Below are 21,828 nucleotides of genomic sequence, written 5' to 3'. Positions count from 1 at the left end.
CTCCTTAAGGCGTGTAAGCTTCGCGATCCGGCAATGCCTCCCGTAAAAACTGCAAATCGATCTTATCCGTCAGATTGAAATCTTGCTGGATAATGCTATTTTCGACCATATATTTTTTCTGCCGCTCCAGACTCTCATAGGCCTGCTGCGTAAAGTTTACTTCCCAGTTCGTCACCGATAGATCCTTCAGCGTTGATTCCTTGGGCTGCTTCACTTCTTTGTATAGCAAATCCGCTACTTCGTCCGGATGCTCCTTAATATATCGGGAGGATTCATCAAGCGCCAGCAGGAACCCCTTCACCTTATCCGGATGCTGAATAATAAGCGAATTCGGGACAATAATCTGACTGCCGATTCGCACTCCGGTCTGTGACATATCCGTCAACTGGTGCACTCCCTCCAGCTCCGAAAATTTTTGCGTCATCGCCGCGCCGCTGACCCAGACCGCATCGACCTCGCCCTTCTTTAGCGCGATATAGGACTCATCTGAGCCGCCCTGTCCGACCAGCTTCGTCTCCTTGATCTCAATCCCATGCTCTGCCAAATACTCATCCCATAAATAAGAAATAAATGTGCCTCGCAAAAAGCTTAAAGCTTTCCCTTTTAATTGCTCAGGCTGCTGGATTTCATCGCGTACGAATAGCTTCCATTGAGCGGCGTTCTTGTCGGTGGAAGTGCCCGTCGAAGCGATGATCGTATATTCTCCCTTGCTTACGGCGTTCAGAATAGGATAATCCGCCCCCCAGCCGATATCCGCCTGCTTAATAAACAATGAATTGATTCCTTCTGCCGGTGTTGCAAAATTAACAAGCTCAGCTTTGATTCCATACTTCTCCAAAAATCCTTGATGTACCGCCACCCGGAACACCGGATTTGTTGAAATATCAGCAATATTCAGCTTCACAGCCACCTCGCCATCGCTCTTTTCCGAGGCTGCACCCGCTTTTGCCGCTGTTCCCCCACGATTTGCAGCGCAGCCTGCGAGCAGGTTGAGCAGAAGCAGCAGAATAAGACTATAGATTATGCCTGTTCCTATATTTCGTTGTAACCGCATAGCCCTCCCCCCTCAACTAATCTATATTATTCAGATAAAATGACTTTTCATCAGTTCGGGCTACGCAGGCCGCCCCGTCGCCATAGGATATCGTTCCAGCAACTTCAACGACGGAATGAGCTCCCCTGGGCGCCGCACCGGGCACTCTGAAATTAGCGATATCAAGCGGTTCAATCGCCTTCTCCTCCGGCCGCGGAAGCTGGGGTACCCATTCATATGGAACCCGGTAAGCCCGGTACACCATATTGGCATTTCGTGTGTTCTTATAAGGCGAAATATATTCCCATACCAATTCATGCGACCGTGTAACTTCCAGAATCCGGCCGTCCGCGCCTTCCGTAATTAGCGTATTGCCGTTGGGTAATCTCTGCGCGGAACTGATATAGGGGCTGTAGAACCGATAAGAATCCAGCGGCTCCTGAAATCCGGCCTCTGTCGGCGTATATTGCCAGACGATTTCCAAGCTCACCGGGTCGATCTCCAGAATGCGGGAATGATCACGAACGGCGTTTTTCGCCCCGTAAGGAGAAGCGGGATTAGGGGCGCCATAGCCAGCCCAACCGCCGTTGTCAAACACCAGCAGATTGCCTTCTCCGGGTAAACCGCGTGGAATCAGATGTGCATGATGCTGGCCGATAATCCAGCCTAGACCTTTAAGTTCCGGGGATGAATAATCCGGCCCCAGCCGCCAGACGATTTTCCCCGTCCGTTTGTCAATGATAGCTATGATGTTGGACTCCCTTGCATCCCAGATAATATTGTCCGGATGGAAGCGTTCATCCCCTTGATCATAGAAGCGGTTAGGACCAAGTACCGACATGGAATTGATATGCATCCAGTCACCGGCATGATCGCCGAAGAAACGGGTATTCGGGTCGCGGAACAGAACATTTCTGGCTGATTCATCAAAGCCCAGTTCTTCGAAGTGCTCATTGCAACTCCATTCCCAGACGATATTGCCTGCATAATCGACTTCGATGATCGCATCATCCAGCAGCGGCTTGTCAGAGATAGCCGGATTATGCACATTTTTGTGAACGAGGATCAACGTGTTCCCTTCGCTTGTCTTCGGATCGGAGCCAGGTACATAGTAGCCCACCGAATTGCCTTCCCGCTGGTAATCATGATGCGCCCTGGCCATCCATTGCGGTTCATGCCCCGGGTCCTCTATCCATTCATAGCGGTTGAAGCGCCATACGATATTCCCCGCAAAATCGACCTGGACCAGATCAGATTCGTCCTGAAATCCATACTTCGGATCACGCTCAGCAGTGCTTCCAAGTACATATCCTCCGGGCAGCAGCTTATTTGGAAACCCGCGCAGCCCTTTCCATAGATGAACCTCTTTCCCGTTCATATCGACTAACAGTGCCCCCAGATCAGCAGCTTGATAGAGGGTATATCCGCTCCAGGCCAGCTCTGGCCTATAGACCGTAGCCCCTGTCGGATAAACCGATGGGTGTCCCATATTCACACTCTCCTTACGTTGTTTTTTTCATAACAAAAAAGGCCCCCAGGACTCTCCCTTAAAAGAGTTCCAGAAGCCTTTGGCGATCCAATCGGCGAGCTCCATACGAAGCCAATGAAATGAAAATGATTTTTCATCATATTAAAACAACAATTCATACCTGTCAAGTGTGATTTTAATTCAAATTTCAGGTATTATGTCCGAATCGCCGCTTACCACTCCAACTCATTAGAACGAAGCTTTAGTTTCATAATTTCCCCGGGCAAAACCTTGCTGTCCCAAAAGCCGACATGAGGATTCATTAGCATATTTAGCGTTGATATCACACCCCCATGGGTCACAATGAGCAGGATTGCAGGATTACCGTTCCCGCTCGCAAGCTCCCTCGATATCTGCACCAGCTCCCGTTGAAAATCGGCGACCCTGTTATGGAACAGCTCCCATGATTCCCCTTCGGGTGGGGTATGCAGCTTGGGATCGTCAATCCAGGCACGGTAGAGCGGGTCATGCTCCAGCATCTCATAGGTTTTGCCTTCCCAGGCCCCAAAGTTCATCTCTCTAAGTCTTGGATCATAGACCGCTTGTCCGGTCCAATCCGGACGAATAAATCGAAGGGTCTGACGACAACGCTCAAGATCACTGCAATATACACCAGCGAAAGATATCCCAGCCAATTGGCTTTGCAGCGGAGTTAACCCGCCAGCTTCCCCTGGCAGTATTTTCTCGTCGCTATGGCCTTGATATTTGCGCTGCAAATTCCATGCGGTCACCCCATGCCGGATTAGCCACCACTCCACATCTTCGTGGCTTTTACTCATTGTATCGCCCTCCATGTTATGCCTGCGATGGGGCAGACGCCAGTGAAGTGGTTAAGAAATCCGCTAAATAATGAAGCAGATCCTCGGAATCGACCTTACTCTCTGTCTTGTATATTTCGCTGCGCGCCGCAATTCTTTGTGTTGTTCCCATCATAATATGCGACAGCATTTGCGCCATCATCGGGGGATTTGTCTCTGCACGAATCGAGCCGTCAACCATTCCTTCTTCAATAATATGTTCAATCAAGTCGATCCCCTGCTTCGTGAAACTCTGATATTGCTCCTCCAGCTCCGGCGTTGGATAAGAGGACTGGTAGAATTGGTCGAACATGGCGGCAAAGCGAAAATAATCCGGTCGGGTCTGGTACATACGGACGAAGGTAGCAAAATAATCATGCAGCTTCTCCAACCCATTTTTGCCCTTGAGCTTCTCCCCCAACAGCACGCTCATCTCATTCAATATTCTGATCTGAATATCAAATACAATCTCATGGATCGAGCTGTAATACTTATACAAGGTTACCCGGCTAATTTCCGCCTTCTTGACGATATCGACAATCGTGATCGAAATAAGCCCCTTCTCTAGTACAAGCTCATAGGCAGCATCCATAATTTGTTCCCGTCGCGACTGACGCATTAAATCCAATTCCTGCTCCCATTTCATACCCAAGCGCATTCCCTCCTTCATCACGCTACGTATTTATATTCGATGTTCATAGTGTTTCCATTGCGTAAACAATCTTTATGCTGCCTAGCTTACTCTATCCGGTACCTGAAATCAACAACTACTGCGACTGAGCTATTTCCCGCAATCAACCCTACTGCGACTGAGCTATTTCCCCGCAACCAAACCGGTTAGCATAAATCCAGATCTACGCCAACGAGCGAGCGATCGCCAGTCTCTACAAGCTTTTTATAAGGGTTGACACTGTGTTAACACCATAATATAATTACAATAAACATGGGGTTACACTATGTAAATATACTTTATTGAGTGTATCTCCCTGTTTAGTGGATTAAGTATTTTGAGGCTTTACGCTTATGGGCTTATCCCATCAACCGTAGCGAATGAATGATTATCGACAATGGAGGAGTTATTCATGAAAAAAGTAACAGCTGTTCTCATCGGAGCTGGAAATCGTGGTGCCCTGGCCTATGCCACCTACGCATTGCAACACCCGGAGGAGCTTCAATTTGAGTCTCTCGTATCGGACAATTCAAATTGTAGGATGAGGGTTAATACCTCATAAATAAAGCGTTTTCATCAACCGCGATTTTTTGGTATGTAAAATATAAAATAACGAAGAAACCTTGATGTATCAGGTGTTTTGAGGTGTGGAAAATGTAAAGAGGTGGAAAATGCTATATTCATATCTTCGTTTTTTTGTCTTTTTCTTTATCTTCCGAATTTCTTCCCCATAAACCAATGAGGAGGTAGCCAATCAACCGCTTCCAATTCCTTACAAACGTTTGTTTAACAAGCCATTCAGCAACGTGAAGCTTGGATGAAAAAGAGGCCTGGGAGCGGAGCTATACGTGTTCGCATGAAACGACCTCGCAAGCTTCTTCCTAGGCCCGGCTGAATTCAAGACTTGATGCTGGGACTCCCTGATTACCTCTACAGACGGACTGGCTTGCCCAGCCTTCTGCTCTCTTCAGCGGCTTCAACAAAGCGGATGACCTCCAGCGTCTCCTGCCACCTTAGCGGAGAAATCCGCGTCTGGAACAAAATCATAATCTGTTCAAGCAGGCTTGCATAAAAGGGCTTGGCCGCAAAATCAATCTCAATCGATGAGGATTGACCGTGGCGCTGAATTGTTGCACTAAACGGAGTTCCTTCCTGACGGCTGAGACTCGCTGTTCCTATCCGTCCATCCAACCAGACTGCGGATAGTTGCTCCACCTTTTCCCCTCCTAATACATTTACCTCCGCACAGCCGCTGCCCATAATGCCATATAACAGCTCAACGGAATGTATTCCGTACCAGTAATAATAAGACTGCGTGGGCTCGACATCCAAGGGTCCCCCCACATCGGCACGAATCACGGACACGGAGCCATGCAAGGCCAGATCATCGGTAATTTGCCGGGCATATCTGAGAGCCGAGCTGCTCATCAATGGAACCTGCTGCTCCCGGGCGGTGCGGAAGATCTCGTCCGCTTGTGCGCCGGATAGTGCCAACGGCTTATCGATAAAAACCGGCTTGCCATAGGAAGCGATCCGCTTGAATTGTTCCAAATGCACTCGCCCATCCGCCGATGTAAGCAATATCGCGTCACAGCTTGCCGCGATTTCCTCCGGACTATCCATCCGGCGTACGCCAAATTCAGTCTCTAGCGTACTCATAAAACCCTGAACCCGATTCGCGCTAAGCGCGAAATCCTCAGAGCCGCCCAAAAAAGCTGCTACAACCTTCCCGCCCGGAACATGATTGGCGTCGGACGAGTCGTTGAGCAGCCTGGTGAATGCAACGGAATGGGAGGAATCCGTACCTATAATTCCAATATTCAAGTGTTTCAACCTTGTTATCCCCTTTCTCAGACGGTATGTTCGTTTACAGCTAATCTATGCTGTGCTACAGCTGCAAGTAAGGCCGCACCAAGCGGAATACAATCTTCATTCAATCTATATTTCGGATGATGAAGTCCATAAGCGCTGCTTGCATCCACAGCGGGGCCTGAGCCCAGCCAGAAGAAGCAACCCGGCACATGCTGCAAATAGACAGAGAAGTCCTCGCCAGCCAGGGTTGGAGGGGCCTCGACTCTGCGCTCAGAGCCTATCATCTGATCGATCACCTGCTCAACATGACGATTGCATTCCTCATCATTGATTAACACAGGAGTCTGCCCGATATATTTGAGCTCCGCCTGGCATTTATGGCCTGCGGCTATTTGCTTGACGATTCGCTCTATTCTCTCCGGCATCTGCTTTTGCATTTTGGCGTCAAAGGTACGGATTGTACCGGTCATATCCGCGTAATGCGGAATCACATTGTTCGCTTCGCCCGACTTGATGCTGCCGATTGTAACGACAACCGGATCAAAGGGAGAGACCTCCCGGCTGACAATGCTCTGCAGCGCCATAATGATATTGGCAGCACATACAACCGGATCGACGGCTTGATCCGGAATCGCTCCATGTCCGCCGCGGCCTTCCAGATGAATCTCGATGCGATCGACCGAGCCCATCAGGGAACCATACCTCGTAGCCGCCAGTCCTGCGGATAAGGTCGGGAGATTATGCAGTCCGTAGATTTCATCAACGCCTTCCAGCGCGCCCTGCTCAACCATCGCCTTCGCTCCTGCATTAATCTCCTCAGCCGCTTGGAACAGAAAGCGCACGGTACCCTTTATTTTTTTGTCGGCCAGCAGCTCCGCTGCACCTAGCAAAATAGCTGTATGTGCATCATGCCCGCAGGCATGCATAATTCCCGGGCGCGTAGAAGCGAACTCCAGTCCTGATTCCTCATGAATCGGCAGAGCATCCATATCCGCCCGCAGCGCAATAACCGGCCCTGGCTGCTCCCCGGTCAGCTCAGCAACGATGCCATTTCCACCAACTCTACTGCGGAAATCAATCCCAAGCTCGCCAAGCCGCTGCGCTACCTTCGCGGCTGTCTCCGATTCCTGCAAGCTTAACTCGGGGTAACGGTGCAGCTCCCTGCGAAAAGCAATCAGCTCCGCCTCAATTTGTTTGCCCGCATGAACGAATGATGATAATCTCATCTTCATCCCTCCTCTTTCTCATACAGCTCCTTCATAATCCTCTTGCCAGTAGGGGTCTGCGCGAGCCCGCCCTGCGCTGTCTCGCGATGCTTCTCGGGCATCATGCTACCGACCTCCAGCATCACATCGATAACCTCATCCGACGGAATAACGCTCCTTATTCCGGCCAATGCCATATCCGCGGCAGCCATCGCCGTAACCGCGCCAAAGCCGTTTCTGATGATACAGGGGATCTCGACCAAACCGGCTACCGGATCACAAATCAGTCCGAGGGTATTTTTCAACGCCAGGCCTACGGCATGCACCGCCTGCTCCGGCGTTCCTCCACGCAGCTCAACCAGTGCTCCGGCAGCCATACCGATGGCCGAGCCAACCTCAGCCTGACATCCGCCTTCCGCCCCGGATACGAATGAATTATTAGCAATAACATATCCGATCGCTCCCGCGCTGAACAGTCCCTGAACCATATGCGCATCGCTCCAGCCAAATCGTTCCTGCGAGCTGACAAACACCCCGGGGATAATACCGCAGGAGCCTGCCGTGGGAGTGGCAATAATTCTTCCCATCGAAGCATTCACCTCAGACACCGCCAGTGCATATGCCATTGCGGTGCAGGTTTCCTCGCCGAGGGAAGGCATGCCTTCCTGCAAGTAGGCATGAACCCGCCTGGCATCCCCGCCGGTTAATCCGCTGCGAGGCAACATCTCGCTCACTAACCCCTTTTGAACCGCCTCTTTCATAACTCCATAGTACTCCGTCATCTGCAGAATGACTTGCTGCTCCGTTTTTCCCGTCTCGGCTGCCTGTTCTGCAACCATCAACTGCCCGATCGCAACCGCTTCTTGCTCACAAAGCCGAATCAATTGCTCTAAATTTGCGAACCTCATCCCTTGTCCCCCTTAGCACCAAGATGAATAAGACGAACCCTATCAACATCCGGCAAGCCGCAGATTCTATCGATAAATTCACCAGCTAATATTTCATCGCACTCAATCACAGTCAGAGCATCTCCGCTTCGCGACTTCCGATCGACTTCCATATAACCGATATTAGCGTTGGCATGTTTGAATATATCCGTCATCTCGGCCAAAATACCGCGCCGATCGGCGTGAAAGATCAGCAGCGTCGGATAGATCGCCGTAAATTTAACATCGAAATCATCGATGCTGACAACCTCTATGTTTCCTCCGCCAATAGAGCTGCCCGTTACAACGATCCTCTGATCTCCTCGTTGTAGAATCATTGTTGCGGTATTCGGGTGCACTCCAGCCTTCTGTGCAGAGCGGATATTCACCTTCATCCCGGCTTCTTCAGCCCGTTCAAAAGCCTCCCGGATTCGCAGATCATCCGTATCATAATCGAGCAGACCGGCGATTATAGCCAGATCTGTACCGTGGCCGCGATGCGTCGTCGCAAAGGAACCGTAGAAAATGATCTCCACCTGCTCCGGCTGCTCCCCAAGGACATGACGTGCAGTTCTTCCCAGTCGCACAGCACCTGCAGTATGAGAGCTGGAGGGGCCCACCATGCTCGGACCGATAATAGAAAATACATCCTTGAATCGCATGTTTGAGCCCTCCTTATTTATTGATCTTCAAGCCATTCGGCCAGATGTGCTGCTACAAATTCATCATCATGCAAATGCGGATAATCCCGATACATACGGTCGATTTCCTCCATCTGCCCCGGCGACAGCGTCTCATGCGGATTTAGACACCAAATGCCCTGCATCAGGCCCTGACGACGCAGTGCTTCATGAATGCCCGGAATACAGCCGGCAAACTGATGCGCAGGATCAAAAAAGGCCGCATTGGTATCTGTCACCTGAATGTTGCGGGTTAACCATTCCTTGGCAATTTCGCCATGAGGGCGGGCCAGCTTGATTTCTTCCAGCAGCTCGACGGCTTTTTTCGTCCAGACGGCCCAATGGCCCAGCAAGCCGCCAACAACGGCCTTTTCCACAAGCTCTCCATTCACTTTAAAACGGTAGGTGGTCAGCAGGTCATTAATGATATTATCATCATTGCCTGTATACAGCGCGATCTCATCCCGTCGGCTGGAATAGCAGATTGCACGCGCCACGTCGAGCGATTGGTAACGGTTGAACGGAGCCATCTTGATCGCGACCACATTCCGAATCTCGGCAAATTGGAGCCAAAAATCGAAGCTGAAAATCCGCCCGCCAACAGACGGCTGCAAATAAAAGCCGATAACCGGTATAATGTTGGCAACCTGCTTCGTCCTGTCCAGAATATCCTGCTCACTCCAGGACATCAGTCCGCCCATACTGAGCAGAATAGCATCGTAGCCCAGGGATTTCGCTAACCGCGCCTCACTGACCGCTTGCTCCGTTGGCCCGCATACGCCGGCCACTTTAATAAACGGACGATCTATATCGGACTTGGCGATCTCCTCTGCAGCCATTCTAAGTACAGGCTCAAGCAGATTATGCTCCGGATCACGAATTTCAAATTGAGTGGAATGAACGCCGATCGCTATCCCACCGGCCCCCGATGCGACATAATAACGGGTTAACGCCCGTTGATGCTTCTCATCCAATCGACGGTTTTCATCCAACGCCAGAGGGTGGGCAGGGATGACCAGCCCCTCGTGCAGCGCTTTCATCAATTCCGGTGAAAGTGTTGTAGCAGCCACTAGAATTTCCCCTTTCTTTCCTGGAAATGAGTCGGTTTATTCCATGTCGCTCCTCCGGCTTCAACCCATTCGGCCAGCCAATCGATCATTTGCAGCAAGGACACCGTTGGGTAGCCGAAGCGCTGATGGGACTTCGAGGCATTATTGAGCAGCGCCAGCTCGGATTCCATACCTTCAAAGATCGCTTCCTTGCCAAGCCGCTTGGCGAACTCCTCAGCTGCCCAGCGGATCGACATCGTCTCCGGCCCGGTGATATTCATAATGCTTGGCGGATTCGTACATTCCGTCAGGCAGCGCAGCGCCATCTGGTTGGCATCCCCCTGCCAGATCACATTCGCATGCCCCATCGTCAGATTGATCGCCCGCTGCTCCTGGACAGACTTGATGATTTCGAGCAGTACGCCATAGCGCATATCAATCGCGTAATTCAAGCGATAGAACAGCATCGGCGTTCCGTTCTTATGCGAATGATACTCAAAGATGCGCTCCCGCCCCAGGGTCGATTGGGCATATTCCCCGACCGGCTCCGGTGTAATCGATTCGCTGGCTCCGCCGCTGCCGACCGGCATAAACGGATAAATATTCCCCGAAGAGAATACGACGATCCGCGAATCCTTATATTTCTCGGCCACCCGGCCCGGCAAATACGTATTCATGCCCCAGGTGAAATGCTCCCGGCCCGTAGTTCCAAATTTATTGCCAGCCATATAAATAATGTTGTCAGCATGGGGCAGCTTCATCAGCTCCTCATCGTTCAACAGGTCACAGGAAATGGTCTCTATACCTGCGTCCTCCAGCTCGCGTCTCGCCTCTTCATTGGAAAATCGCGATACGCCGAGGATGCGCTTGTTCAAGCCGCCCTCACGCACAGCGTTTTGCGCCAGCCGGGCTAGGCTAGGGCCCATTTTCCCGCCTACACCAAGAATCAGAATATTTCCTTCGATGGTAGATAAATCCTTGACCAATGCCTCGGAGGGCTCCGCCAATTTTGCTTCCAATTCCTCAATTGTTCTCAACGCATTTTCCCCTTTCGTCTGTGGATCTGTCTCCATCATAACGACGGGGGATATATAAAGACAAATCTTTAAATAGTCTTTAAATAGTCAAAAAATTTAAATCATGGCCTTATCCTTTAAAAAGGAAAAACGGTAAATTTGCCGAGGTCGCCCCTTTGGCACCTTCTCCATTCCGGCAATATCAACAAGTCCGTTATCGATCCAGAGCAGCAGCAGCCGATGGGCACTTCTGACTGTAATATCAAGCAAAGCAGCAAGCTCATGCACCGTATATTCATATTTGCCGAATTTCGCCGTATAAGACAGCAGCTTGCTCAAATAAGCGCTTGTCATCCCCGCTTCCTCCGCTTGTTTGATTAAGATGGAGTAGGTAGGAGACAGCACAGTCTGTATAGGATCCGACATTTCCAGCGGTCCGATCAACGTCTGATCCTCGCGGATAATGAAGCAGGTATTCCCGCCGGCTTCCCTAGATTTGCGCAGCGCAGCCCGCGCGTTGGTTCCCGCCTCATTGGCTGAGGTTCCAAACCCGACTCCAAAGCTAAGGGAAATCCCGAAGGACTGGTTGGCATCCTTGGCCAGCGGAATCGTCTTGTACCCGCCGGTTTCCCGCTCGAAGATGCCTCGCGTTGTAAAAAATAAATACTCATCGCCACCGATCGGCGTCAGATAGCCATCCAGCGACTCAACATAATCCAATACCATCCGGTGGATGTCAAGCTTCAGCTTCTGTACCTCATGCTCGCTGCCGCGCTTCATCACAAGCTTGCCGAACTCATCGACCTTGATCATGCCCACCACAATTTGCGATTCCTTCATCCGCCTGGATTCTGTGGACAGCAGCGCACGCTCCAGGGTTACGCTCATATCCTGATCCGATGGAACCAGCCACTCATTGGCAGCACCAGCAGCGGATAATCTGCGGGCAACCGATTCTACCCCGGTAATCGCCAAAGAGCAGGCCCCGGCGTTCAGCTGTTGTTGGTGAAAAACAAACAGCTTGTCCGCTGAAGCATGTGCAGGACCATTGTAGAGTACGATTCTCGTCTGCTCGATCCCGAGATCCTGAAGAGCATTCGTAACCATCGTCCTGGTCAGTGAATCGATGCAGATGCCGCCGTCCAAACGACCGGTCTGCAGAGCTTGAAACAGCGTCCGGTACAGCCCTGCTCCGGTTAATGGAACATAATGCACTGGAATCGTCACATTGACTTTCTCCTTCACCTTGCGGTGCGATTGCGCCCCAAACAAAATCAGCGCCTCCACCTCAGCCATCAGCAGCTCAGCGGCCGCTGGAACCTCGCCTTCGTCCTGCACAATCCTCACAATCGGCATAAACGTCGGAAACGCCTTAAGCACTTTGAGCAGCTTGTCCACAACCGGCCGTATGCCAATAATACCAATCTTGATTTGCATGATGAGCCTCCTCCTCTCTTTGACTAAAAATAAAAGTCGATAGATTGAAACGCCCAAAACTGCTTTTTGAACTTTACAGCTCCTCTAACGAAACTATGGATCGTTATTTCATCAAAACAGGCATTAATTTCAGACCTAGCAAAACTACGGATCGCTACTTCACCAAAATGAGCGTCAATTCAAATCTAACGAAACTACGGATCGTTATTCCACCTAAAAAAGCACTAAATCATATCTAACGAAACTACAGATCGTTATTTACGAAAAAAGCAGGCCTTTTGCTACTTTTTTGCTGAAATAGCGATACCCAGTTTCGTTAAAATTTTTATCGGCCTTTTACAGCCCAAATAACGATTCTCAGTTTCGTTAGAAATGGCTTAAAGAGGCGCTATTCGATTTGTTCAGGAGTTTTCCTTTTGAATTTTGGCCGGGTTGTTGATTTTATAAGCTACCGGGTGTTTGGTCAGCTTCTTGGCCACTATTTTCGCTTCAAAAGTAATTGTATCCCCGATGGCAAGCTCAAGCTTTTTAAGGGTTGCGCTATGGCTGGACCAGGCTTCTCCGATTTCGGTGTCCGGCTCCAGAATTGCAACCGCCTCGTAGATAATTACTTCATCGTCCCGATCGGCAAAATGATTCGGTACCGTCGTAAAATCCTGCACTGTAGCCTTCATTTTCACTTTGCCCTCAGGCAGTTCAATTTTCGCCTTCTTCGTTTTCTTCACTTTTTCCTTCGGTGCATAATCGGGGTCCGAAATATCAACGATAGGCGGTTCGACCCCCTCGGGAGACTCAGCAGCAGGTTCGGGTTCAGCCGTTATTGCTTCCGTATTTTGATCCGCCGCTGCCGTCACTACCACTTCAGCATCCTCCGAGGTTCCCTCTTCCACCTGTACTTCGTTATGATCCAGCTCGGAAGAGGTTAACGCTTCATCAGTCTCAGACACTGCATTTTCAGGATCATCCGCCCCCGCCTCCTCCGCAACCGGCTTCTGTCCATAGCTCGCCGCCTGCATCTCCTTCAAATAAGAAGGGTGAATGCAGTGCAATTGCTTATTTTCCAATTCAATTACTGCGGTATTTTTATCCACCATTCCAACAATATTGCAGGGAAGATTCTGGCCGTATCCCTTGTAATAGAACGCCTTTGTCTTTATTGCCTTGCCGGAGACCAGTCCCCATTCCTTGCATTGCTCCAGCTGCGCCGTCTCATCCTCGAAAGCGATATAGCTTAGCGGCTCGATCACAAATTCATATCCCATTGCTCCTCCACCTTTCCATCCATAAGATTCTATTATTCATTACTTGACCATTCACAAGCTGCTGATACAAGGCAAATGTGTGAACCTGCGTTAATCTGAACTACATCTCTACTATGAAAACCTCACATGTCACTTCACACTCAGATCCCATGCCATCCGCCATTCACCCAGACCACAATCAACGTCCCCAGCAAGACTGCCGCATTCGCTGTGAAAAACATCAGTCCAACCGCACGTGGAATATCCTCGCCATGAAGCTCACGAGTTTTCTCGCCCATGTGAGCCCGGAACGATACGACACCATGATACGAATTTTCTCCGCCAAGCTGAACACCTAGCGCTCCGGCTACCGCAGCTTCCGGGTAACCGCTGTTTGGACTGGGATGCTTCGGAGCATCGCGCCGTACAGCGCGTACGGCCCCCTTCACATCAAGCCTCATCAGCCAGGCCCCAAGGAACAGCAGTAAGGCTGTTATACGCGCGGGAATATAATTCGCCACATCATCCAGCCGGGCCGAGGCCCAACCCAGATCGATATACTTATCGTTCTTGTAGCCGACCATCGAGTCCAGCGTATTCACGGCCCGGTATGCGATCGCCAGCGGGGCGCCGCCGAGCAGGGCGAAGAATAGCGGCGACACGATCGCATCGACGATGTTCTCGGCGACGGTCTCGACGGCGCCGCGGGCCATCTCCGGCTCGTCGAGATGGCCCGTGTCGCGGCCGACAATCATGCCAAGCGATCGTCTGGCTGCCGGGAGGTCGCCCTTGCGCAGCTGGGCGCTCACCTCCATCCCGGCGTCCCGCAAGCCCTTGGAAGCGATCGTCGTCCAGATGACGATCGCTTCTGCGGCTGCGGACAGCCACGGGTTCACCTGGGCCAGCAAATACAGCACGGCCCAGGTGAGGGCGAAGCTGCCGCCGACAACCGTCAGCGGCAGCAGCAGCCCCGCCGCCCGGTAGTGGCGGGGCCTAAACAGGCGGCGCAGCAGCGCCTCGACTGCGGCGATCGCCTTCCCCATCCCGATGACCGGGTGGGGAAGCCATCTTGGATCGCCGAGCAGCCGATCGAGGGCATACGCCGCCGGCAGCACCCACCACGCCGCCATCATCGGCGCTCACCCGCTGCGGCGCGCAGCGATTCCCTCACGGTGGCGTACACCAGACGGCCTACCGTGCCGCCCAGATCGGTCGCGGTCCCGGCATAGGCATGCAGCAGCGGCCAATCGGCCCGCTGGCTGGCGCCAAGCACGACCGCATCCGTCGTGGTACCGGTGGCCGCAAGCCCATTCTCGGCGTCAAGCACGCCGAGGTCCTGCAGCGCTGCGGTCTTGGCCTCCGTCGCCGTGATGACGGCGTTCACCAGCGCTGCATCCGTCATCCTGCCGTCGACCGCCAGCAGGATGTTGATCGTCCCCGGCGTCCAGAGCGCCGGGAACGTTGTCCGCTGAACTCCCGCTCGCGCGGAGTTCGAAGCCCCCGCCGTTGCGCAGCAAAATACGGCGTAATCCCTGGTGCGCTCCTCGGCAACCGCCGCGTAGCGCAGCCTCACCGCCGTCAGCAATCCGGCAGTCTCCTGCTCGGGGATCCCCCACTCCTGCAGCAATTTGCGAATATCCTTCTCCGGATCATCGCAGCGATAATGCTTGTCCACATATATATTGACAATTTGGCGAAGCTCTCGCATGCCGCCTCCGTATACGGCGCTGCTGACAACACGAAGCGGAGTCGGAGGCGCAGGCATCAAATGGCGCTCTTCTCGCAGAAGCTTCAGCCCCGGCCAAGCCTGCGATTCATAAAGCCCTTGTTCAGCTCCATTTATAAATGGCAAAGTCATCTTGTCTTACCTCCCAGCACAGCGCTCAATTCCGCAAGCAGTCTCTGGCTTTCATCTTCTCCTTTGACGGCTATCCGAATATCGCGCTCACTAAGCCCTGCATACATCGCACAGCTACGAACAAGCACTCCGCGCTTCCCAAGCTCCGTTTGAACCCCAGCTGCTGTCCAGTCCTCAGGCAAACGGACAAGCATGAAGTTCGCCTCTCCTGGCCATGTCTCGCAGCCCAGCTCCAGCAAGGCTGCTTGCAGCAGCTTGCGCTGCTCCGCAATGAGGGCGATCGTCGCCTGCTCATAAGCCTCGTCGGCCTGCAAACATACCTCTCCGGCGGCCAGTGCCAGCGAATTGACGCTCCAGGTTACCTGCTTGCTACGCATCCTGGCCGCAAGCTCCGGCGCAGCCATCGCGAAGCCGAGCCTTAGCCCAGGAATTGCATAAAATTTGGTCATTGAGCGGATGAGTACAAGTTGGCTATACTTTGTCAGCTCTGGCAGCAGCGTCTGTCTCTGCAGTTCAGGTATAAAATCAACAAAAGCTTCGTCGACTATTAAATAAGTGCCGCTCCGCTCGGCAGCCTCCGCAAATCTGCGCAGTTCATCAAGCGGATACTGCACCCCGTTCGGATTGTTGGGTTGTCCCAGAAATACAAGATCCGTCTCCCTTATCAAGCGTTCAACATCTTGCGGCTCCGCCCGGAAGGCTCTTTTCGCTGATCCAAACACAGAGCTGACCTGTGCGCCAAACTGTTCAGCCAATGTCCGGTACTCCGAGAAGCATGGCTCAATGATGCCCACCTTCATTGGAGCTAGGGCCAACAAAGCCAGTGCCATATTCTCGGCAGCTCCGTTGCCGATCACAAGACAGCCCGGTTCCACAGCATAACGCCTGCTTAACAAGGACACCAAGCGACGATGTCCGGGGTCCGGATACTTCATAATTTCCGGTAGAACCCTCTGCAAATTATCCAGCAAGCCAGGCGGCGGACCAAGCGGATTAATATTGGCACTCAAATCCATCATCTGCTCCGGGGCTATTCCGTAACGTTCTGCGGCGGTCTGCAAATCTCCGCCATGTCCGTACACTTCCAGCAACATAATACTGCTCTCTTCCTCTCTATCAAAAAAGTCCAAAGGTTTGAACTGCTCTCAGGTATGATTAAATATGATTATACCATTATGAAGATATGCTCTGACTCACGTCAATCATCAGCCGCCAATATTTGCTGCTGTTTTCACATGGATTCACGCCTCCTCGTTCCAATACGCTGTATCACGTTTTGCCTGCGGCAAAACGGCGCTCCTCTCCCTGCCGACATGTGGACGAAGAATTACATGCATTTTTCATGAATAAATGACGACAGCACTTTGGTTTGACTTGCAATTGGTTTACAATAGAAGTGAAAATACAAAGAATACATCTCATCGGCAATGGAGGCTGAAACATATGCTGTTTATTGACAATCAAGGAATTAACGATCCTTCGATTAACCTCGCTATTGAAGAATATACATTAAGGCATCTCCCGCTTGAGGACGACAGTTATTTGTTGTTCTATATCAATGCTCCGTCGATCATCATCGGCAAGCATCAGAATACGATCGAAGAGATCAATCAGGAATACTGCAAGGAGAACGGAGTTCAAGTGGTTCGTCGTCTATCGGGAGGCGGCGCAGTCTATCACGATCTCGGCAACCTCAATTTCAGCTTCATTACAAAGGATGACGGTGATTCATTCCACAATTTCCGCAAATTCACTCAGCCGGTTGTTGAAGCTTTGAAATCGATGGGCGTTAATGCCGAGCTATCGGGACGCAACGATCTTCAGGTCGGTGAGCAGAAAATATCCGGCAATGCCCAATTCTCCACACGGGGACGGATGTTCAGCCACGGCACACTGATGTTCAACTCCAATTTGGATGATGTCCAGGCTTCCTTGAAGGCTAATCCGGAAAAATTCAAATCCAAGAGTACCAAATCGGTGCGCAGCCGTGTCGCTAATATTAGCGACTTCATGGATCACAAAATGACGGTGGAGGAATTCCGTGCAGAATTGCTGCGTCATATTTTCGGAATGGAAGCAGATCAAGTGCCGCAATACAAATTAACTGAAGCCGATTGGGCAAAAATCAATGAAATTTCACAGCAGCGCTATAAGAACTGGGATTGGAACTACGGTCTGTCCCCAGCCAGCAATGTGAAGCATGCCAAGAAGTTCCCTGCAGGCATTATTGACCTGCGTATGGATATCGAAGAGGGGCATATTCGCAACATTAAAATCTATGGCGACTTCTTCGGTGTTGGAGATGTAGGTGATATTGAGGACAAGCTTAGAGGACTGCGCTATGAAGAAAGCGCGGTTCGTGAAGCACTTGCAGATATCGATGTCAAATACTATTTCGGCAACATCGACAAGGATGATTTCATCGGTCTCGTATTCCTGGAGGAATAGTACCTGGAAAATTAGATAGTAAACCCCAGTCCGGACAAGCTCTTTCCCAAAGCGTTCTTGTCCGGGCCTTTTTTATTTTCAGCTTGCCAATTTCTGCGAATCGTCAACGCAATCCTCTATTTCTTGACCTTCTATTATTAGCTCCCCCCTACTCTAGCTTTCTCTATTAAGCTAGTTGAGCCAAGCTAATCTCCAATTTTCCTTCATATCAATCTATTAGCCCTATCAAAATCAAATAGATTCTCATATGATGCATTATCTTAATAGAAAGAGGTGAGCTATCATATGGGCTACCAAAGACGAGAAACGCTGCACGACAGGGCGCGGAGACTCTTGCATCAAGAGGTTCTTATCGTATTAAGAGACGGCCGCGAGCTCGAAGGTGTTATTATTTTTGTATCCAGTAACTGCCTTGTGCTCCGCATTTGCCGCGGTGAAGTACTTCTTCGCGTAAAGATTCCGCTCTGTAAAATCCGTGAAATTTTCCCTTGTGGTGGTGAATAATCAACGGATGCAGCAAGGATGCAAAGCTGTGGAATCCTCCCTTCTCCGCAAGCTGCTTGACGCCGCCGTCAGCACATTGACAAACAAGGCTGTCCTCGCCCTGAGAGATCAGGGTTCAGGACAGCCTACATAACCGCAATTGGCATGAGATGAGCCCATAAGGCTGCATACATCCCCTGAATGAGAATGTTGATTCTATTTCTTTTTTCTGGATTGGAATTGAATTATATAGTCTGAAAGGTACAATAGAGGTAGTTAAGCTATCGATAGATAAAGAAACCATCAAAGGAGAGGGACCATGTACAAGCTGATTGCCATCGACATCGACGATACTCTGATCAACGACAGCAAGGAAGTTACCCCGGCCACCCAGCAGGCGCTGGAGCAAGCGATTGCCAGGGGGGTCATCGTTACACTGGCCACCGGACGCGCCTATGCCTCGGCCCAAGCGATTGCCCGCCAGATAGGAATGAATGTACCGATCATAACCTATCAGGGATCCCTAGTTAAAAACCTTCTCGATGAGAAGGTGCTATATGAACGTTATGTGCCTATGGGGGCGGTCCGCAAGGTGTTCGATTACTGCATGCAGCACCATTTGCACTTGCAGACTTATATTGATGATAAGCTCTTCGCCCGGGAAGAAAATCAGAAGCTGATCGATTACACGACGCTGAACCGGACGGAGTATTATATAGAACCTGATGTCGCCAAGCTGGCCGCTCATCCAACACCGAAGCTGCTCATCATCGATGACCCCGACTATTTGGATGAAATCGCTCCTCGGCTTCGCGAGCTGCTGGGCGAGGATGTGCATATTACGAAGTCGAAGCCGAATTTTCTGGAAATTATGCACCGTGAAGGTACAAAAGGCCATGCCCTGAAGTTCCTGGCTGCTCATTTTGGCTGTGATATGTCGCAGACAATAGCCATTGGTGACTCCTGGAATGATCACGAAATGCTGAAGGCTGCCGGCCTTGGTGTAGCAATGGGCAACGCAATTCCAGCTCTGAAGGAGCTTGCCGATTATGTAACGCTTAGCAATAATGAAGATGGAGTTAAAGCAGCCATCGATAAGTTTGTACTGCAACCGGAGCAATAATTAGCCCACAGGTTGTTTTCGAGCTTAAAGGGCCTCAAATCCATGCAGAAGTGGGTTTGAGGCCCTTTTCTCTTTGTCCTGCTGTTATCGGACTAGACTATAACCATCTAGTCCTTCCCTAGCGGTACGCTCATTCCAGTGCTCGCAAAGGATGCGCTCCCAGGCAGTACATAATCCTTGCGCTGATCAATATCATGAGACATATGTGTAAATATCGTACGCTTTGGTTTAATCTCCTGCAGCAGACCCAGTGCCTCCGTTACATCATAGACAGACCTCGTAGAGAATTCGGCAAGCTCTTCATAGAAGCTTGTTCCAAGGATCAACAGATCCAGCCCATGGAGCGGGGCCTTTTGCTCCGGCGGCAGATCGATAGAATCCGAGCAGTAAGCCCAGGCATAACCGGGTTTATCAAAGCGATAGGCGTAGGAATAGCCGTTCTTGCCGTGGTTTACTTTCCAGCCATGTATCTTCCATCCAGCTAATGCGATATCTTCATCTACAAAATGGATGTCGAGGTTCCTTTCCAACCAAGGGTATTGACATAAAATGATGTCCACGACTTCACGAGGAGCATACATTTGCCCTCTTCTACCCAGCCAGCGACAGGCATCGGCCCATTCCGGCAAACCTCCGATATGGTCAAAGTGAGCGTGCGTGATCAGCATGTGCCCTATAAATCTTTGGCTGCGCCGCTCCATGCTGACCCGAAAATCCGGACCACAATCGATCATAAATTGCTCCCCCGCCTCGCATTCTACGGCCACTGCAGAACGATACCTCCGGTTCTTTCCGGAGCTCCTTGCTTCCGTGCATACTTCACAATCGCAATATAGTCTTGGTACACCCATCGCATCACCTGTACCAAGAAACACCAGTTGATCTGTCCCGGTATTCTGCATTTCGGCAATCCATCCCTTTTCTGTTTAATCTGTCGCCCCTGTTATTCCTACCGAAATCGTCTCCGTCTCAGACAGATCGAACGGGCCAGACTTCGGCTCGATCGATAGAATGATATCAGCTTGATCCAGAACCCGGTCTCTAACATACAAATGGGCTCGGTAAGCATGGTATTGAAGCACTCCCAGGTCATCGCGGCTTCCTTCCCTGACCGCCCATACCCGGACGACCTGATCTTCACGAGGTATCAGACCGCCCACAAGCATCAGCAGCTCTCCAGAGTGAGAATTGTACCAGACAACTCCCGACTTTGGTACAGGTCTTCCCAGACTGATCGGATAGAATTCGCTGTCCGGACTCGACATCACATTCATCGCCGCGGGTTCATAGGTTTTCACATAGCTGTTCCATTCCGTTTCAGGGTCATTCATCCGCATAATCCCGCCGACCGCCGCTAGCAATATGCATACGGCCCCAAGCGCTATCACCAGCCTGCGTTTGGCAGACAGGAATCTTCCGGCGCTCCGCCTTATTCCAAGCATCCGCACTCTGAACCGCAGCTTTTTGTAAATCCGCTTCGATGGCTTCATAGCCTGCTCGATTTGAGTGGTGTCATCTATGGCCCGCAGATCGCTCGCCAGCGTCATCTTTCCATCCTTGTCCGGCAGCAATTCCTGCCACTGTTCGCACCTTTTTTGACAGGCCGGGCACCGTGCTAAATGGCGGCTCATTTCTGTTCGCTTGAATGAACCTTCCGTACCGATCAGGTAATTGATCCAAGCTTCCTCTGTATAGCCTTCCTGGCATAAATGCTGCAAGTCCGTCCCCGCATCGCTATGGAGCTTATCATTATTCATGCCGCCGCCCCCTTTCCGCCGTATTGACCCAACCCTGCTTCTCCATCTGCTTGCGCAGATTGGCTATTCCATACCTGACCCAGGATTTTACCGTTCCAATCGGTATGTTCCAAGCCTCAGACATCTGCTGCTGCGTCCGGGAGGAGTAGTAAGAACCGAGAATCGCCTTCTTCTGAGTATCCGGCAGCCTATATACAGCCGATCGCAGCGCTTCTCGCTCCAGTCTGGAAATGACGACTTCCTCCTGGGAAGCAGAAGCTTGTTCAAGCTCCTCCGCATCGAGATACTGCATCCGTCGATTTCGCCGAAGCCGATCCAGACAGCGGCTTCTCGTCATCACTGCAAGCCAGGCCTTGAGCGAACCCCGGCCAGCATCGTATTGACTCCCCCGCCGCAGCACCTCAAGGAACACCTCATGACATACATCTTCCGCTTCCATCCGCTCGCCCAACAGGCGAACGGCCACTTGCATCACAAAGGGAGAATAATAACCGTAGAAGCTGTCAAAGGCTTCGACCGAACCATCGCACATTTCGCGAAGCCGCCTTGACATCTCTTCATTTTGCAGGTCCATGCCCCTTCCCTCCCGCAATTTTTCTCCTCTTCTCTTCTATCTCCCGTTGTATCAAAAAGCTCAGCTTTTGAAAACCCCTTTGCGTGAGAGTTCAAAAAATTTTGAACATGATAGATCCAAACTGAAATCTCGTTCGTACCATCCATAGATGGCAACGATGAAGGGGGTCAAGGTTAGCGAGGGGCCCATCG

At 51.1% G+C, this 21,828-nt stretch carries 22 protein-coding genes; 4 read left to right on the top strand and 18 right to left on the bottom strand.

Features of this window, described 5'->3' with window-relative positions; genetic code table 11:
• Window positions 1-4: 4 nt before the first annotated feature.
• The 4 genes from DMN77_RS11550 to DMN77_RS11535 all read right to left on the bottom strand — a co-directional run bounded on the left by DMN77_RS11550 (window position 5) and on the right by DMN77_RS11535 (window position 4,004).
• Window positions 5-1,054: an ABC transporter substrate-binding protein gene (locus tag DMN77_RS11550; protein ID WP_179015063.1), complete on the bottom strand. Its 1,050-nt coding sequence runs from the start codon at window positions 1,052-1,054 to the stop codon at window positions 5-7.
• Between the two features lie 16 nt (window positions 1,055-1,070).
• On the bottom strand, window positions 1,071-2,522 hold the full coding sequence (locus DMN77_RS11545) for an aryl-sulfate sulfotransferase (protein ID WP_179015061.1): 1,452 nt from the start codon (window positions 2,520-2,522) through the stop codon (window positions 1,071-1,073).
• Window positions 2,523-2,734: 212 nt separating this feature from the next.
• Window positions 2,735-3,340, bottom strand: coding sequence for a histidine phosphatase family protein (locus DMN77_RS11540; RefSeq protein WP_179015060.1), 606 nt, complete (start codon window positions 3,338-3,340; stop codon window positions 2,735-2,737).
• A 16-nt stretch (window positions 3,341-3,356) separates the two neighbouring features.
• The gene (locus DMN77_RS11535) at window positions 3,357-4,004 is read right to left on the bottom strand and encodes a TetR/AcrR family transcriptional regulator (protein WP_256872366.1); all 648 of its coding nucleotides are present in this window, start codon (window positions 4,002-4,004) and stop codon (window positions 3,357-3,359) included.
• Window positions 4,005-4,440: 436 nt separating this feature from the next.
• On the opposite strand from DMN77_RS11535, the gene DMN77_RS11530 reads away from it, so the two are divergent.
• Entirely contained in the window at window positions 4,441-4,590 is a 150-nt protein-coding gene (locus DMN77_RS11530; RefSeq protein ID WP_179015058.1) for a hypothetical protein, read from the top strand.
• Between the two features lie 368 nt (window positions 4,591-4,958).
• Here DMN77_RS11530 and DMN77_RS11525 read toward each other — a convergent pair whose 3' ends face one another.
• From DMN77_RS11525 to cobD, 11 genes are all read right to left on the bottom strand, one after another.
• Window positions 4,959-5,861: a Gfo/Idh/MocA family protein gene (locus DMN77_RS11525; protein WP_179015056.1), complete on the bottom strand. Its 903-nt coding sequence runs from the start codon at window positions 5,859-5,861 to the stop codon at window positions 4,959-4,961.
• 17 nt (window positions 5,862-5,878) lie between these two features.
• The gene (locus DMN77_RS11520) at window positions 5,879-7,066 is read right to left on the bottom strand and encodes a M20 metallopeptidase family protein (protein WP_179015055.1); all 1,188 of its coding nucleotides are present in this window, start codon (window positions 7,064-7,066) and stop codon (window positions 5,879-5,881) included.
• 2 nt (window positions 7,067-7,068) lie between these two features.
• Window positions 7,069-7,953, bottom strand: coding sequence for an L-serine ammonia-lyase, iron-sulfur-dependent, subunit alpha (sdaAA, locus tag DMN77_RS11515; RefSeq protein WP_179015053.1), 885 nt, complete (start codon window positions 7,951-7,953; stop codon window positions 7,069-7,071).
• Window positions 7,950-8,633 (bottom strand): L-serine ammonia-lyase, iron-sulfur-dependent subunit beta, encoded by a 684-nt coding sequence (gene sdaAB / locus DMN77_RS11510; protein ID WP_179015052.1) that lies wholly within the window; start codon window positions 8,631-8,633, stop codon window positions 7,950-7,952. The genes sdaAA and sdaAB overlap by 4 nt, the downstream gene beginning before the upstream one ends.
• Window positions 8,634-8,650: 17 nt before the next feature.
• Window positions 8,651-9,691 carry a dihydrodipicolinate synthase family protein gene (locus tag DMN77_RS11505; RefSeq protein WP_068780194.1) on the bottom strand — a complete coding sequence of 347 codons (1,041 nt, stop codon included), beginning with the start codon at window positions 9,689-9,691 and terminating at the stop codon, window positions 8,651-8,653.
• A gap of 29 nt (window positions 9,692-9,720) precedes the next feature.
• On the bottom strand, window positions 9,721-10,737 hold the full coding sequence (locus DMN77_RS11500; RefSeq protein WP_068780068.1) for an NAD-dependent epimerase/dehydratase family protein: 1,017 nt from the start codon (window positions 10,735-10,737) through the stop codon (window positions 9,721-9,723).
• 96 nt (window positions 10,738-10,833) lie between these two features.
• Window positions 10,834-12,153: a hypothetical protein gene (locus DMN77_RS11495; protein WP_179015050.1), complete on the bottom strand. Its 1,320-nt coding sequence runs from the start codon at window positions 12,151-12,153 to the stop codon at window positions 10,834-10,836.
• 401 nt (window positions 12,154-12,554) lie between these two features.
• A complete protein-coding gene (locus tag DMN77_RS11490) occupies window positions 12,555-13,415 on the bottom strand; it encodes a hypothetical protein (RefSeq protein ID WP_179015049.1) in 861 nt (286 codons plus the stop codon).
• Window positions 13,416-13,555: 140 nt separating this feature from the next.
• Window positions 13,556-14,524, bottom strand: coding sequence for an adenosylcobinamide-phosphate synthase CbiB (cbiB, locus tag DMN77_RS11485; RefSeq protein ID WP_179015258.1), 969 nt, complete (start codon window positions 14,522-14,524; stop codon window positions 13,556-13,558).
• Window positions 14,524-15,252 (bottom strand): adenosylcobinamide amidohydrolase, encoded by a 729-nt coding sequence (locus DMN77_RS11480; RefSeq protein ID WP_179015047.1) that lies wholly within the window; start codon window positions 15,250-15,252, stop codon window positions 14,524-14,526. Before DMN77_RS11480 ends, cbiB begins: the two co-directional genes overlap by 1 nt.
• Window positions 15,249-16,343: a threonine-phosphate decarboxylase CobD gene (cobD, locus tag DMN77_RS11475; protein WP_483874236.1), complete on the bottom strand. Its 1,095-nt coding sequence runs from the start codon at window positions 16,341-16,343 to the stop codon at window positions 15,249-15,251. The genes DMN77_RS11480 and cobD overlap by 4 nt, the downstream gene beginning before the upstream one ends.
• 352 nt (window positions 16,344-16,695) lie before the next feature.
• Between cobD and lplA the strand changes: the two genes are divergently transcribed.
• The 3 genes from lplA to DMN77_RS11460 all read left to right on the top strand — a co-directional run bounded on the left by lplA (window position 16,696) and on the right by DMN77_RS11460 (window position 19,306).
• A complete protein-coding gene (lplA, locus tag DMN77_RS11470; protein ID WP_179015044.1) occupies window positions 16,696-17,700 on the top strand; it encodes a lipoate--protein ligase in 1,005 nt (334 codons plus the stop codon).
• 285 nt (window positions 17,701-17,985) lie between these two features.
• Window positions 17,986-18,204: a hypothetical protein gene (locus DMN77_RS11465; RefSeq protein ID WP_068780062.1), complete on the top strand. Its 219-nt coding sequence runs from the start codon at window positions 17,986-17,988 to the stop codon at window positions 18,202-18,204.
• 298 nt (window positions 18,205-18,502) lie between these two features.
• Complete coding sequence (locus tag DMN77_RS11460; RefSeq protein WP_179015043.1) at window positions 18,503-19,306, top strand: Cof-type HAD-IIB family hydrolase; 804 nt, start codon at window positions 18,503-18,505, stop codon at window positions 19,304-19,306.
• 107 nt (window positions 19,307-19,413) lie between these two features.
• Here the strand turns inward: DMN77_RS11460 and DMN77_RS11455 are convergent, their stop codons facing one another.
• Genes DMN77_RS11455 through DMN77_RS11445 form a run of 3 tightly spaced genes read right to left on the bottom strand, consistent with a single transcriptional unit; the run spans window position 19,414 to window position 21,637 of the window.
• Window positions 19,414-20,208, bottom strand: a complete 795-nt coding sequence (locus DMN77_RS11455) for an MBL fold metallo-hydrolase (protein WP_256872357.1) — start codon at window positions 20,206-20,208, stop codon at window positions 19,414-19,416.
• Between the two features lie 24 nt (window positions 20,209-20,232).
• A complete protein-coding gene (locus DMN77_RS11450) occupies window positions 20,233-21,063 on the bottom strand; it encodes an anti-sigma factor domain-containing protein (protein ID WP_179015041.1) in 831 nt (276 codons plus the stop codon).
• Window positions 21,056-21,637 carry an RNA polymerase sigma factor gene (locus tag DMN77_RS11445; protein ID WP_179015040.1) on the bottom strand — a complete coding sequence of 194 codons (582 nt, stop codon included), beginning with the start codon at window positions 21,635-21,637 and terminating at the stop codon, window positions 21,056-21,058. The genes DMN77_RS11450 and DMN77_RS11445 overlap by 8 nt, the downstream gene beginning before the upstream one ends.
• Window positions 21,638-21,828: the final 191 nt, after the last annotated feature.

It is taken from the genome of Paenibacillus sp. 79R4 (assembly GCF_013393165.1).
Lineage (GTDB): Bacteria > Bacillota > Bacilli > Paenibacillales > Paenibacillaceae > Fontibacillus.
The sequence above is the reverse complement of the archived record's forward strand: the minus strand, read 5'-3'. Positions and strand labels throughout refer to the sequence as shown.